Below are 13,311 nucleotides of genomic sequence, written 5' to 3'. Positions count from 1 at the left end.
AGAAAACAAAAGTACCCTGGGAAATATAGCCATCCAGGGCCCACAACTTATATGGTAAAATGTCTTTTTATCCTGCAAGCTCTTCTTCCTTTTCGAACTGGCTGTAGTAAAGCTGAGCATAAAATCCGCCTTTTTGCAAAAGTTCTTTGTGTGTACCTTGCTCAACAATGTCGCCATGGTCCATGACCAAAATGAGGTCTGCGTTTCTTATTGTCGAAAGCCTGTGGGCTATTATAAACGATGTCCTTCCTTTCATGAGATTGTCCATTGCCTTTTGTATCTGGATCTCTGTCAAAGTGTCAACAGAGCTTGTTGCCTCGTCAAGTATCAAAATTTTGGGGTCTTTGAGGATTGCCCTTGCAATTGTCAAAAGCTGTTTTTGACCTTGAGAAATATTTGTTGTTTCTTCATTTAGCACTGTATCATAACCCTGTGGCAATGTTCTTATAAAATGGTCTGCATGTGCAAGCTTTGCAGCTCTTATTACTTCTTCATCTGTTGCATCTGGCTTGCCATAACGGATGTTGTCTTTGATTGTGCCATTGTACAGCCATGTGTCCTGAAGCACCATGCCAAAAAACGACCTCAAATCTTCGCGCCTAAATTCCCTTATGTCATGACCATCTGTCAAGATGCTTCCATCATTAACATCGTAAAACCTCATCAAAAGCTTTACAATTGTGGTCTTTCCTGCACCTGTCGGACCAACAATTGCAATCTTCTGCCCAGCTTTGATTCTTGCTGAAAAGTTGTTTATAACAACCTTGTCTGGTCTGTAACCAAACCTGACGTTTCTAAACTCTACATCTCCTTTTATTCTGTCAAGCTTAATCTCCGGATTTGGTGTATCTGGAACTTCTTCCTCTTGTTCCAGAAACTCAAACACCCTTTCGCTACAAGCAGCTGTTTGCTGCAGGATGTTTGAGATGTTGGCGATTTGGGCAATGGGCTGTGTGAACGACCTTATATACTGGGCAAACGCCTGAATGTCGCCAACCTCAATTGCTCCTTTTATTGTAAGGTAACTACCAAGTACTGTCACAACAACATACCCAAGATTACCTATGATGTTCATAAGCGGCATCATGACGCCTGTCAAAAACTGTGATTTCCATGCAGCATCATATAACTTGTCATTGAGGCTATTGAACTTTTCTATGCTCTTTTTCTCAGCATTGAAAGCCTTGATAACAACGTGTCCACCGTAAACCTCTTCAACATGACCATTCACATGCCCTAAATATTCCTGCTGTTGCATGAAAAACTTTTGTGACTTCCCAATTATGAGCGCAACAACTGAAAAAGAAAAAGGGATTATAAGCAGTGCAACAACTGTCATCAAGACATTTATGCTGAGCATCATTATCAGCGCGCCGATAACCATCGTTGTTGAGGTTATTATCTGTGTGAGGCTCTGATTTAATGTCTGTGTGAGTGTGTCAACATCGTTTGTGATTCTTGACAGTATCTCACCCTGGTTTGTGCCTTCAAAGTACTTCAAAGGAAGCCTGTTAATCTTTTGAGAGATCTCTTTTCTGAGTCTGTATGTTAGCTTCATCGAAATGCCTGACATTATCCAGCCCTGAATGTAGCCAAAAAGAGCACTTACAATATACAGCCCCAGCAAAATTAAAACGATTTTACCAACATACTCAAAATCAATGCCATTTCCTGTGCCTGTTATTCTGTTCATGATGCCTTCGAATATCTTTGTTATTGCTTTGCTAAGTATTTTAGGTCCTGCAATTGAAAATGCAGCAGATAGCATTGCAAGAACCATCACTGCAACAAGTGAAACCTTGTAAGCAGATAAATACCTTATGAGCTTTTTCATAGCAGTTTTAAAATCCTTGGGCTTTTCACCCACAAACCCAGGTCCCATAGGTCCCGGACCATGTCTTCTTGGCCTTCTTAGATGCATCTGTGAGGGTCTGTCCTGTCTTTCAGTCATGAAACTGCCTCCTCTGGAAGCTGCGAAAGTGCTAATTCTCTGTATGTTTCACAGCTTTTTAGAAGCTCCTCATGCTTTCCAATACCGACAACTTTGCCATCTTCGAGCACTATTATCTGGTCTGCGTGAAGCAAGGTTGCAATTCTTTGAGACACTATTATTACAGTTTTGTCTTTTAGCTTTTCTTTCAAAGCTCTCCTGAGTTTCAGCTCAGTTCTAAAGTCAAGAGCCGAAAAGCTCTCGTCAAATATATAAATATCAGGATTTTTGACAAGCGCTCTTGCAATCGAAAGTCTTTGTTTTTGCCCACCTGAGACGTTGCTTCAACCTTGTGCAATCTCAGTATCAAACTTTTGTGGCTTTTCCTCTATAAATTCAAGTGCCTGTGCAATCTCAGCAGCCTGCCTTAAATCCTCATCTGTTGCAAAGTCGTTGCCAATCTTGAGGTTTGACCTGATTGTGCCGCTGAAAAGCCAGCTTTTTTGCGGAACATACCCTATCTTTGATCTTAAATCTTCCAGCCTTACCTTTTTAACATCAACGCCGTTTACCAAAACCTGCCCTTCTGTTGCATCATAAAACCTCATGATAAGGTTTACAAGAGTGCTCTTCCCACTTCCTGTCCTTCCAATAATTCCAACTGTCTGACCAGGCAGGATCTTGAAGTTTATGTTCTGTAAAACATATTCTTCTGCACCAGGGTATTTAAACGACACGTTTTTGAACTCTACCATTCCTTTCAAGTCCTCTTTGAACTCTTCAGGCTTTGCAGGATTTTTAATTGAAGGCTGTGTTGACAGCACTTCTTCAACACGTCTTGCTGATACAGCTGCTCTTGGTACTAATATAAATAGCATGGAAAGCATCAAGAACGCAAAGATTATCTGGATAGAATACTGCATGAACGCAAGCATGTCACCAACCTGCATGCTCGAATTTTGAATATAGTGAGATCCTACCCATACAATCAAAAGCGTCACACCGTTCATGATAAACATCATGGACGGGAAAAGCACTGCCATTGCCCTGTTAACAAAAAGACCTACTTTTGTAAGATCTTTGTTTGCCTCGTCAAACCTCTCTTCTTCAAACTTCTGTGCGTTGAATGCACGAACAACCATGATACCAGACAGATTTTCTCTTGCCACAAGGTTTAGCTTATCTATCAGCTTTTGCATAATCATAAACTTTGGCATTGCAATGGCATACAAAATCATGATAAGCCCCAGAAGTACAATCACAGCAAGCGCAATGATCCACGACATTGAATGGCTCTTTGAAAGTGCTTTGAACACACCTCCAATTCCCATTACAGGTGCAAAGAATATCATTCTGATTGAAATCACAAGAAGCATCTGAATCTGCATGATATCGTTTGTTGTTCTTGTGATGAGCGATGCTGTTGAAAACTTGTCAAATTCCTCAATCGAAAAGCTCTCAACCGTAGAAAACACATCTTTTCTCATATCCCTTGCAACGCCTGCTGCAGATTTTGCAGCAAAGATAGCAACTAAAACGGTTGAGATTGCTGAAATCAATGTCAAAAGAAGCATCAAAAGACCCATCTTGATGATATATGAAGTCTGTATTTTGCCTATGTCTATTCCAATCTTTTTATACTCATCTTTTATTGCAGAAGCTGCTGCCTGAACTATCATGCTGTCGCCAAGCGATGCAAACTTTTTGTTGATTTCCTGCTGAATCTGCATAACCTGCTGCTGTGGAAGCTGTTTTAAGATAGCAAAAAGGTCTACTCCGGCTGGTATTTGCCTGCCATTAAAGTTAAAACTTTTGCCTTTTGCACTTGACATCATCTTTTCAATGCCAAAAGCAGCCAAAATCGCCTTGCCTAAATCAACATTTACCTTATCAATCTTGTCCTTTTCTTTTGTCTTTAATACATAGACATCTTCCCTTGATAAAATAGGATATTTTTTGAGATACTTACTGTAATCAACAGAATTTTTTGTCACACGCTTATACATGCTCAAAATATCATCTTTTTTATTTTGCGGGACAAACAAAAGCACCTTTTCCATGGTAGAACTTCTTATAGCCTCAGGTACTGCATTTTCGATACCGCTTTGCTGTATCCCCACATTTACTATTTTTGACATATAATCTGGCAGCGTGAGCTCACTCATGGCTTGAATGAATACAAACAAAATTGCTGCTAAAACAAGTAGCGTGTAAGGTTTTAGATATTTCAAAACCTTCTTCAATTTACAATCACCCTTTTGCTATTATATTTTGAGTTTTTATCTTTCCAAGATTCTTTTGAGTGTTTCAAAACCTTCAAGCACTTTGTCTATCTCATCCTCTGTTGCTTTGCTAAGTAAATTTTCAAACTGCTTTTCTGCCTCTTTGAAGTGCTCGTAGAGACATTCTTTGAACTTTTGAGTTGTTTGCACCCAAACAACTCTCCTGTCTTCATTACTTCTAATTCTTTCAATAAACCCCTGTTCTTCCAACTTATCTAATATTCCTGACACTGTGCTGTTTGAAAGACCAATCTTTTTGCTCAAATCACCCACCTTCATTTTTCCGTTTTCATCAAGCATCGCCATTATCATCCAATGAGGTGCAGGTATTTCAAATTCATCCCTTCTATACTTTAGCGCCTCTTTTATTTTGACTGACACTTCTTTTAGTAACCTTAAAAGCCTTATTTTCTTTTCTCTTAATTCCATTTGCACCACCATGTAATAAATTATTTCGTATCGAATATTTCGAATATAAATATTTTTGATACGAATTAAATTTTACTCTTTGAATAGAAAGTTGTCAATATGTTAAAATTAAAGAAGATTTCAAAAAGGGTGATGGTATCATTGTCGGCTCAAACCATTAAGAACGAAAATACTATCAAATTTAATGTAGTGGAAAAATTTGTAAGTATCGAAGGAGAAGGCATAAGAAGTGGATATCCTGCCGTGTTTGTGCGGTTTGCAGGATGTAATCTCAGTTGTTCTTGGTGTGATACAAAGTACGCAAATGAAAATCCAGAATATGAAGAAATTGATGTTGATAATCTCATGAACTTTATTGCTTCAACAGAAATTAAAAGAGTTACGCTCACTGGTGGAGAGCCTCTTATACAACCTTATATTTACTTATTAATAGACAGATTAATAAGAGAAGGATTTGAGGTCAACGTCGAAACAAACGGTTCTGTCAGCATAAAAAATCTGCCACGAGATGTTATTATCACCATGGATTACAAGTGCCCATCAAGCGGTATGGAAGACAGGATGATTGTTGACAATATCAACTTTCTTGGCAAAAAAGATGTGCTCAAGTTTGTTGTTGGCACATTCGAAGATTTAAAAAGTGCGGAAAGAATAATAAAGACCTTCAAGCCAAGGTGCAATATCTTTTTCAGTCCTGTCTTTGGAATGATAAAACCCGCTGAAATTGTAAAATTTCTTATTGAAAACAAGCTTTTTGATACAAGAGTGCAGCTTCAGATACATAAAATTATATGGTCTGATAAAATCAAGGGTGTTTAAATATTTTTATGTTTTATATAATTAGGTTGTTGAATAAAAAATATTACCAGCAATGCATAAAACAAACATAAATTATTGATTCCATTCATAAGCGAAAGAAAACTTTTTACCTTCTAACTTTCTAAGAAGTTGCTCAAACAGGTTAGTATCCAATCAATATACCTTTTATAATTTCTAAATCCCTTGAGCCTTACATTCTCAAGATTATATTCACCTTTTAATTTGCTAAGTAGTCTTTCAATCTTTGTTCTCTGCCTGTATAACTTTTTACCCTCTTCAGTTTCTAAAAATCTTATGTTCTTGCTTTTAAAACTATTGCTAACATTGTTTATATCTTTCATGTTTCTTTTGTTTATCCCGGCAACAAATTTAACTTTAAGCTCATTTGCTATATTAAACTATTCTACTACAATCGTATCCCGCATCTGCTAATACAATCTCACAGCCAAAGAGCCCCATGCCCTATACAAAAGCTCTTCTTGTCGCACGTCTATTCATTTGCCTCTGTAAAATCCAGAAAAGTGGTATTACTTCTTCTTTACCTGTACACAAAAAATGTAATTTGTATCCCCTGTAAAATCCTATTGTAATATGTATACCTATTTTTGCTTCTGAATCATTTTTGGCACTTCTAAGCGGCGTAGAGTCTACTATCACTATACTCATATCAGGTTCTATTTCAGCTATTAATACATCTTTTATATCTTGCATGTATTCTTCTTCTATTTTTCTTGATAACTTTGCAAAATATGAATAGTCCGGACTTTCTTCTATACCTACTACTTGCTTAAACTCTTTGTTTTGATTTATTCGATATTCTAATTCTCTGAAACTCTTTATCCCCTTTTTAACTTTATAAACCAAACAAGCTATTATCTGAAACAGATTAAATTTCCTCGGTCGTCCCCTTCTATTTTGCTTTATCTTCCTCGATAAAACTTCAGTAACCTTTTTATTACAAAAAGCAGCTTTGAAAATTTCTCATTTTGTGATTTAATATTCATGTATATCTTTTCCCCCTTGTGTTTTTTTGTGTTTTTCTCTTAAATTAAAATTATAACACAAGGGGGATTTTTTCTTTTTTTTCTATGTTTACTCTATATGGTTATTTCTTTTATTCAACAATCTCTATTTTAAAATATATTTTGTTATACTTCCTTGTAATTGTTCGCTAATCTTAGCAAACTATAGAGTAACTCCTATTTCTTCTGTAACTATTTTTATCTCTAATAGGTATATCTTTTAATTTAAAAAGTTCTTGATTATTGTAAATAAAGTTGTTTGTAAAAATCTACTAAACTCATTTTTTGTTCTTCTATGTCTCGAACTTTTATACCCTCATTCTGTAATATATCTAAAACATCATAATGAGAATTTAGATTATGAACTTTTATAGAGTTATTAAACTGAGTTTCTACAGTTATATATGGTAATTTTTCTTTTATTAACCTGCACGCTATATCAACATGCTCCTTTTCAGTAAAATGAAAAATCACTACTGTATTTCTTTTTAACAATTCTTCTTTATTTTTGTCTAATATTATTGAACCATTTTTGATAAAAATAATTCTTGAACATAACTCCTCTATATCACTTAATATATGTGATGAGATTAAAACGGTTATGTTATTTTCTCTCCATCGTGTTTTTAAGAGTTCTTTAACTTTAATTGTGGTGGTTGGATCCAATCCATTAAAAGGTTCATCCAATATCAACACCTCAGGGTTGCCAATAAACATTTGAAGTAAACTAACCTTTTGCTTTGTTCCCAATGAATATGTTTTTGCCTTTCTTTTTAATATCTTATTTTCTAATTCAAAAAATGGTGCTAACCTATTAACCTCATCTTTAACGTTAAAGGCACTCCCATATTTTAGTTTAGCATACAATTCTATATTATCATAACCACTAAGTTTAAGATACAGTGCTGGTGTTTCGATAAAAAATGACGCTCTTCTTAAAACCTCTATTCTTTCTTGTTCCTTAGTTACATCACATCCCAAAATATAACATTTCCCTTTTGGTTTTGGTAACCATAAACCTGCCAGTATTTTCATTAATGTGCTTTTGCCAGCACCATTTGGTCCTACAAGACCAACAATCTCTCCTTTTTCTATTGAAAAGTTTATTTCTTTTAGAATTTGAGAGTTCCCTATTCTTTTGTTCACATCGTTTACTTTTATCACTTTTTCTAATCCATTTTCAGCCAATTTTTTATGCCTCCTTTAGATATTACCAAATTTTATTTTTACACTATATTATACTTTTTCTTTATGTTTAAATATTTCTATAGAACCCAATACAAAGATAATTGTTAGCAGTAAATTCAACCCTATAACAACATAGGTTGAAGCATAAATCCAATCCAACTCATTTGGCAAATAATTCGTGTATACAACAGATAGTTCCCAAGGAAATATCAATGACAATAGCTTCAATACTGGTGTTTTTATCATAAGCATCTTTTGACGAAGTATACTTATAATTACTATTATTGCAATAAAACTAATACTCGTAAATACTCCGTTTTCAAATATAGAAGAGAAAAATACAATAATTCCAGATATAGCTAAAATAATTACTATTTCTGTCATAAACTGTAATATGCTGCTTTCAAGTAAAGTTAATAACTTCACGTTATCTAAAACAGGATACACTTTAAAACCTATCACCTTGTATCTCGAAATCCAATTACAATATACATCATAGTATTTAAAAGAATCTGTTATAAGATTTAAAACTATGAAAAATACAATTTGTATACCAATGACCAATGCGGACACAGTCAAAACAGTTGCAATAAATTTGCTTAAAATAATATTACTTCTTTTCACAGGCATAGTTTTTAAAATCTTCGCTGTCCCTTCCTTATATTCATCTGAAACTATACCACTTCCAATAAGCAAAGCTAAAACAATAATTATAAAAAATGCTATTCCGTACGATTGACTAAGTAAATAAGTCCATCCATCAAATTGTCCACCAACACTATAATATTTTTTCCTCTTTATATTTTCATTTAAAATCTGATAATTTACCTTATTAATTTCAAGCTCTTTATAGTCACCAGCTTTCTGAGAAATTTCATACCTCATCTTGTAATATCGGGCTCTTTCTTCTATTTCCTTCTTAGGATTAGAAGCATATTGCATTTTTAATTTTTCCTTTTGAACAATTCTATTCAATTCATTAATTTGTTCCTGATATAATCTTTTCTTCATGTCGTCTTTTTCTTTTTTTAATTTCTGCTGCAATTCCTTTATCTGTCTTTCTGTATCTGCAATATATTGTTTTGTAGATTCAACACTTTTGTTCTCATAATTATACACAAACCAGCAATAAAAAAGATTGAAACCAATTGTGATTATTAAGGCAATAAAAAATTTTTTGCTTTTGAGAATTTTTTGGATTTCAGCATACAATAACAATTGTGCTACCTCCTTTGCTATTGCAGTTATAGCCTTTTTAGCCTTTTGCAGAAACGCTCAAAATGAGCATTATCAAGCTTTATACAATCTTCAAAAAGGTATTCCTTCCTCCTCATAGATAGTGTAAAATATAACTGTATAAAACATATTTTCTATGAAGAGGAGGATAAAATGTTTAAAAATCATAATAAACAACTCTCTTTTTTAGAACTTTATGAGGACGTTAAAAACCTCGCTCTCAATAACCCTCATAACCTTCTTGGCTTCTTCAACAAATACATCAATATCAAAAGCTTCATCCCTCAATCCTTCTTTAAAGCCTACTATAAATACTTCGGTAAACATAGATGCTTCTCTTTGCAATCTATGTTATGTGCTTTCTTCATCCAAAAAATCTTCAAATTCTCTACCTTAACTCAACTCCGTGCTGTCTTGCTCAACTCTTACCAGCTTAAATCTTTCTGCAACTTCGATACTATACCCTCTATCTCTACATTCTCAAGATTTAGAAAAATCTTTTGCTCCGAAATCGAAAACGTCTTTTATAACCTCGCAAAATATGCTCAAAATATTGCACTTGAAATAAACCCTGATCTTGCTTCTTGCATCATATTCGACACAACCGCCTTAGTTCCTATGCTCAAAGAAAATAACCCTAAGTTCATCCAATCTATGCTCAGAAAAACTAAATCTCAAAACCCTAACCTTACTTCCTCTGCTGTGTATTATCTCACATACTCAAACCTCCCCAAATCTGCTTCTGCTTCACCTTATATCACTCGTATGTTCGCTAATGGTCATTTCTGCTATGGATACAAATTCGCTATCATCACTAATGGATTTGGTTTACCTCTTGTAATCACTCCTGCCTTCTGTCCTTCTTCTGATGACCCTCAAGACCCTGCTTTTTCTAAAGCTATCTCTGATTCAAAAGCTCTTATTCCCGCTTTGATTAACCTAAACCACAATTTCCAATCCAATCAGTTTTCAACCTTTATCGCCGACAGTGCTCTTGACTCTTACATGGTCTATTCTTCTCTCATCAAAGATTTCAATTTCTCTAAAGTCATAATCCCTATTAACCCCAGAAATTCTAACCAAACCTCATATACTCCTACCTCTGACCCTAACATCACTATCTCACAAAACGGTATACCCTTCTGTAATAAACTAAATAAACCTTTTATCTACGAAGGTCTTTGTAATGGTAAAAATCGCTCCCCAAGAATTAAATGGCGCTGCCCTTGCTCTCAGATTAAAGACAATAAACGCTTTTGCACTTGCCCACATCCTTGTACTACTTCTAAGTCAGGTAGGATGTTCTATACATACCCGGATGCCAACCTGCGGTATTATCCAGGTATCGATAGAAATTCTGACCAGTTTTATCAACTTTACAAATCCAGAGTTACTATCGAGCAAACTATTTTTAATCTAAAGTCTTTTCTCGGTCATGATACCATTTTCTCATATGACCATATTTCACTTTTTTCTGACTTCTTACTCTCTGCTATTTGTATGCTTTTACTCTTTATTCTCTCTTATGCCATACTAAAACATCACCAAAATATCTCTTACAAAAAACTTCAAAAACTTAAAAAACTTATTGCCTAAGATTTCTCTTAACTCTAAAAAATGCATTTTTAATCCTTTACAAATTGCCCACACTAAAAACCCTTTTTAAAGGGTTTGATATAATTTTGCCTTTTTTGGCTTTTGAATTATTTGGTAATACATTTATAGTTGCATACGTTGCTGATAATGTTGTTATTGTGTGTAAATAGCACAATTTACCTATGCAGCCTCTTGACTTTTATTCCTGTATTCCTATTTTATGGTTTGTACATCTATTCATTTTGCAAACGGCTATATTGCAGTTATAGCCTTTTGCAAAAATTCTTAAGATAAGCATTATCAGACTCTTTAAAACATTTACAATCCAGCATTCGTATGTTTGTAAAAATTTATTTTACTATAATAATTAATTTTCTCTGTTATACCCTTCACACATACTTGCCTACTGTATAGCTACATACTATTGATGTACTTTTTCTCATTTACCATATCAAAAAATTTTGTTTGATTTAGTTTGCTATCATCAAGAAACTATAAAATTGTCAACATGAATGTGTAAAAATAATTGAAAATACATTACTATTACAATTTTGGAGTAATAGTCTTTAGAACTAAAAAAAGCCATGCATTGTAGTTCAAATATTTTAGATTTTACTTAAAATAATTGTACATAATATTTTAAGTAAAAAAGACATATTAAAACCTATATGTAAAATAATAGAAGCAATTATCGACTCAAAACGAATACAAACAATTGATAATAGTATTCCAAACATAAACGTAATAATAACTTGAAATAAATTCGAATGAAATATACTAAACAGTAATGACTCAATTAATATAGCCATTACAATGTTCATTTTATTCATCAGCGCTTGAAGAATAAGTCCTCTAAAAACAACCTCTTCAATAATAGGCCCTAATATTCCAAGAGATATTACTATTGCTAACATCATTATTGCATTTGTAAAATAATTGTTGCCCTTCATATACATAGCTATGTCGTTTATTAAATCATTAGAAACTTTATTTTTGCCAGAAATTTCTTGAGACATCATTATGCTTCCAAAAATACTTAATATAACATTTATCAAAAAACCAAATATTAGAATAAATAATATCTTTTTAGTATTCAGTTTGCTTTTGATTTTTGAAATAGAATTATTAAATAAAGTCTCTATCTCCCTTTTGCAAAATACTATAAAAAATAAAGTAGTGCTCCATATACTACCTATTACAGCTATATATGGAATATCATTGCCAAAGATAATTGCAAAAAATATGCCTGGTAATATTATATTAGAGAATAAAAAAATACCTATATATTTTAAAATGCTTTTACCTTCTATAACTCTGCTTTTGTTGTATTCCATTAATATCCTCCATTCTTAAAATGTAAAATTTTAAATAACCACGACACCTTTCCGTCTTCTGCGGAAAGGTGTCGCTCCTTGATACTTGTTAATCTAAATAAAGTATATATAGCGACTATAGATATTTGGCGGACCACCAACAGGTGGATTTTGAATAAAATATGACGGGAGATTACTAATGAAATTCCATAATTTACCCAATCCATATCCTAGAGCTTTACCAATGTCATAAAAAAGAGTTTCTCCACCATTTATTATTAAAGCTTCACTTTCATCAAGTTGTATAAATTTATACACAAAATTCACCCCCTTCTTTTAGTTTGAATAATTAAAAAATTACTCATCTGCGTGTTGCTTCATTCCAACCATCAATAAAACCTCTTCCAAACTCTCGTAATGCATCTACTATGCCAAGATACTCAATAACTTTAAAAGTCCATTTCGCAACATTTATAAATGTGTTAATCCAGCCACCATTTACAATTTCCATTTCACTATTTTGAAGTTCAACAAAATATCCATTTTTAATAATACTTTCATTTACCATTTTTGATTCCCCCTTTCTTTTTGTTTTTTATCTACCCCAACCTCCTGCGGCCGCAAAAGAGGTTGTTGCCTATCCTTATAATCTCAATCCCAATTTCTCTAATATCCATTCAATCAAGTGTCTCAATAACTTTCCATTTTCTGACTAAAAAATTCAACGTATATATTTTCTATATTTTCATTAAATAAAATTAACTATTCTTATTACCTTTTAGTAAATTAAATCCAAATTTTATTGCAATCATTCCACATATTATCAAGAGGGGACCTATAATAAATAAAACTTTTTTTGTGGGATTTGCCAGTATCATAAGATTTAGTAAACCACAGATCGAAATAACAAAACCACTTATCACTATTATTAACTTACCTATTTTCCTTTTCATATTTATAATCATTCCTTTCGCTTTGCCTAAAGTACAAAATACAAAGTGCTAAATTTATTAGTAAAAATAAAAACATTATAAAAACTATTAAAAAAGCATCTTTGTGTCAAAAAGCCCATAAATTGATATCACAAAAAGTGCAAGTTGAATATTTGCATATTATTTGCAAACAAATACTCAATACTAAACTAAGCTTCTTTATTCTAAAGCCCACATAATTCCTGTAATACCTGCACCAATTGTTGCAATTCCTCCAACAATTGCTGAATAGCCTACAACTTTTGTTGCAACTGGCTCGGGGGCAAACATAGCAGCAACACCACCTACAACAGCACAAGCACCAGCTACAATTGTAAAAACACCACAAGCAATTCCCCATCCAGATACTCCACCATCAATCATCATCAAGTCCTCTTCTGTCAATTTTATAAATTCATTCATTGGCATTACAGTTACCATATTTCTCCTCCTTCCTTTATATATTTTACGAATGCTTAATATGATTTTTTATTTTAGCTATATCCCAACCCTCACAGCCGGCTG

General features: G+C 33.5%; 11 protein-coding genes and 2 pseudogenes. 2 read left to right on the top strand and 11 right to left on the bottom strand.

The features are described 5' to 3' along the window. Positions 1-67: 67 nt before the first annotated feature. From OTJ99_RS00785 to OTJ99_RS00775, 3 genes and pseudogenes are all read right to left on the bottom strand, one after another. Positions 68-1,951, bottom strand: a complete 1,884-nt coding sequence (locus OTJ99_RS00785; protein WP_045164521.1) for an ABC transporter ATP-binding protein — start codon at positions 1,949-1,951, stop codon at positions 68-70. Further along, positions 1,948-4,173: pseudogene (locus OTJ99_RS00780) on the bottom strand (ABC transporter ATP-binding protein). The gene OTJ99_RS00785 and the pseudogene OTJ99_RS00780 overlap by 4 nt, the downstream one beginning before the upstream one ends. A gap of 36 nt (positions 4,174-4,209) precedes the next feature. Beyond that, positions 4,210-4,641, bottom strand: coding sequence for a MarR family winged helix-turn-helix transcriptional regulator (locus tag OTJ99_RS00775; protein WP_045164522.1), 432 nt, complete (start codon positions 4,639-4,641; stop codon positions 4,210-4,212). A 132-nt stretch (positions 4,642-4,773) separates the two neighbouring features. Between OTJ99_RS00775 and queE the strand changes: the two genes are divergently transcribed. After that, positions 4,774-5,460: a putative 7-carboxy-7-deazaguanine synthase QueE gene (queE, locus tag OTJ99_RS00770; RefSeq protein WP_045164541.1), complete on the top strand. Its 687-nt coding sequence runs from the start codon at positions 4,774-4,776 to the stop codon at positions 5,458-5,460. Between the two features lie 72 nt (positions 5,461-5,532). On the opposite strand, the pseudogene OTJ99_RS00765 reads toward queE, so the two are convergent. The 3 genes and pseudogenes from OTJ99_RS00765 to OTJ99_RS00755 form a co-directional block, all read right to left on the bottom strand. Then, positions 5,533-6,464: pseudogene (locus OTJ99_RS00765) on the bottom strand (transposase). Positions 6,465-6,722: 258 nt separating this feature from the next. Then, on the bottom strand, positions 6,723-7,670 hold the full coding sequence (locus OTJ99_RS00760; protein ID WP_045164523.1) for an ABC transporter ATP-binding protein: 948 nt from the start codon (positions 7,668-7,670) through the stop codon (positions 6,723-6,725). Positions 7,671-7,718: 48 nt separating this feature from the next. Continuing rightward, positions 7,719-8,888 carry an ABC transporter permease subunit gene (locus OTJ99_RS00755; protein ID WP_045164524.1) on the bottom strand — a complete coding sequence of 390 codons (1,170 nt, stop codon included), beginning with the start codon at positions 8,886-8,888 and terminating at the stop codon, positions 7,719-7,721. A 171-nt stretch (positions 8,889-9,059) separates the two neighbouring features. On the opposite strand from OTJ99_RS00755, the gene OTJ99_RS00750 reads away from it, so the two are divergent. Continuing rightward, a complete protein-coding gene (locus OTJ99_RS00750; RefSeq protein WP_083943479.1) occupies positions 9,060-10,502 on the top strand; it encodes a transposase in 1,443 nt (480 codons plus the stop codon). A gap of 605 nt (positions 10,503-11,107) precedes the next feature. On the opposite strand, the gene OTJ99_RS00745 is transcribed toward OTJ99_RS00750, so the two are convergent. From OTJ99_RS00745 to OTJ99_RS00725, 5 genes are all read right to left on the bottom strand, one after another. Then, entirely contained in the window at positions 11,108-11,836 is a 729-nt protein-coding gene (locus OTJ99_RS00745; protein ID WP_045164525.1) for a CPBP family intramembrane glutamic endopeptidase, read from the bottom strand. Positions 11,837-11,929: 93 nt separating this feature from the next. After that, positions 11,930-12,142: a hypothetical protein gene (locus tag OTJ99_RS00740; protein WP_157841337.1), complete on the bottom strand. Its 213-nt coding sequence runs from the start codon at positions 12,140-12,142 to the stop codon at positions 11,930-11,932. A gap of 34 nt (positions 12,143-12,176) precedes the next feature. Then, positions 12,177-12,383 carry a class IIb bacteriocin, lactobin A/cerein 7B family gene (locus OTJ99_RS00735; RefSeq protein WP_045164527.1) on the bottom strand — a complete coding sequence of 69 codons (207 nt, stop codon included), beginning with the start codon at positions 12,381-12,383 and terminating at the stop codon, positions 12,177-12,179. A 190-nt stretch (positions 12,384-12,573) separates the two neighbouring features. Further along, positions 12,574-12,768 carry a hypothetical protein gene (locus OTJ99_RS00730; protein ID WP_045164528.1) on the bottom strand — a complete coding sequence of 65 codons (195 nt, stop codon included), beginning with the start codon at positions 12,766-12,768 and terminating at the stop codon, positions 12,574-12,576. Between the two features lie 198 nt (positions 12,769-12,966). Beyond that, the gene (locus OTJ99_RS00725; RefSeq protein WP_045164529.1) at positions 12,967-13,227 is read right to left on the bottom strand and encodes a class IIb bacteriocin, lactobin A/cerein 7B family; all 261 of its coding nucleotides are present in this window, start codon (positions 13,225-13,227) and stop codon (positions 12,967-12,969) included. Between the last annotated feature and the right edge of the window lie 84 nt (positions 13,228-13,311).

This window comes from Caldicellulosiruptor naganoensis (genome assembly GCF_026914285.1).
Lineage (GTDB): Bacteria > Bacillota > Thermoanaerobacteria > Caldicellulosiruptorales > Caldicellulosiruptoraceae > Caldicellulosiruptor > Caldicellulosiruptor naganoensis.
Note: the sequence above shows the minus strand (reverse complement) of the source record. Positions and strands in the feature narration are given on the sequence as shown.

Coding starts and splice junctions, on each gene's coding strand:
- OTJ99_RS00745 (WP_045164525.1), bottom strand. CDS start 11,836: ATGGAATACAACAAAAGCAGAGTTATAGAAGGTAAAAGCATTTTAAAA.
- OTJ99_RS00730 (WP_045164528.1), bottom strand. CDS start 12,768: ATGAAAAGGAAAATAGGTAAGTTAATAATAGTGATAAGTGGTTTTGTT.
- queE (WP_045164541.1), top strand. CDS start 4,774: ATGGTATCATTGTCGGCTCAAACCATTAAGAACGAAAATACTATCAAA.
- OTJ99_RS00725 (WP_045164529.1), bottom strand. CDS start 13,227: ATGGTAACTGTAATGCCAATGAATGAATTTATAAAATTGACAGAAGAG.
- OTJ99_RS00775 (WP_045164522.1), bottom strand. CDS start 4,641: ATGGAATTAAGAGAAAAGAAAATAAGGCTTTTAAGGTTACTAAAAGAA.
- OTJ99_RS00735 (WP_045164527.1), bottom strand. CDS start 12,383: ATGGTAAATGAAAGTATTATTAAAAATGGATATTTTGTTGAACTTCAA.
- OTJ99_RS00750 (WP_083943479.1), top strand. CDS start 9,060: ATGTTTAAAAATCATAATAAACAACTCTCTTTTTTAGAACTTTATGAG.
- OTJ99_RS00785 (WP_045164521.1), bottom strand. CDS start 1,951: ATGACTGAAAGACAGGACAGACCCTCACAGATGCATCTAAGAAGGCCA.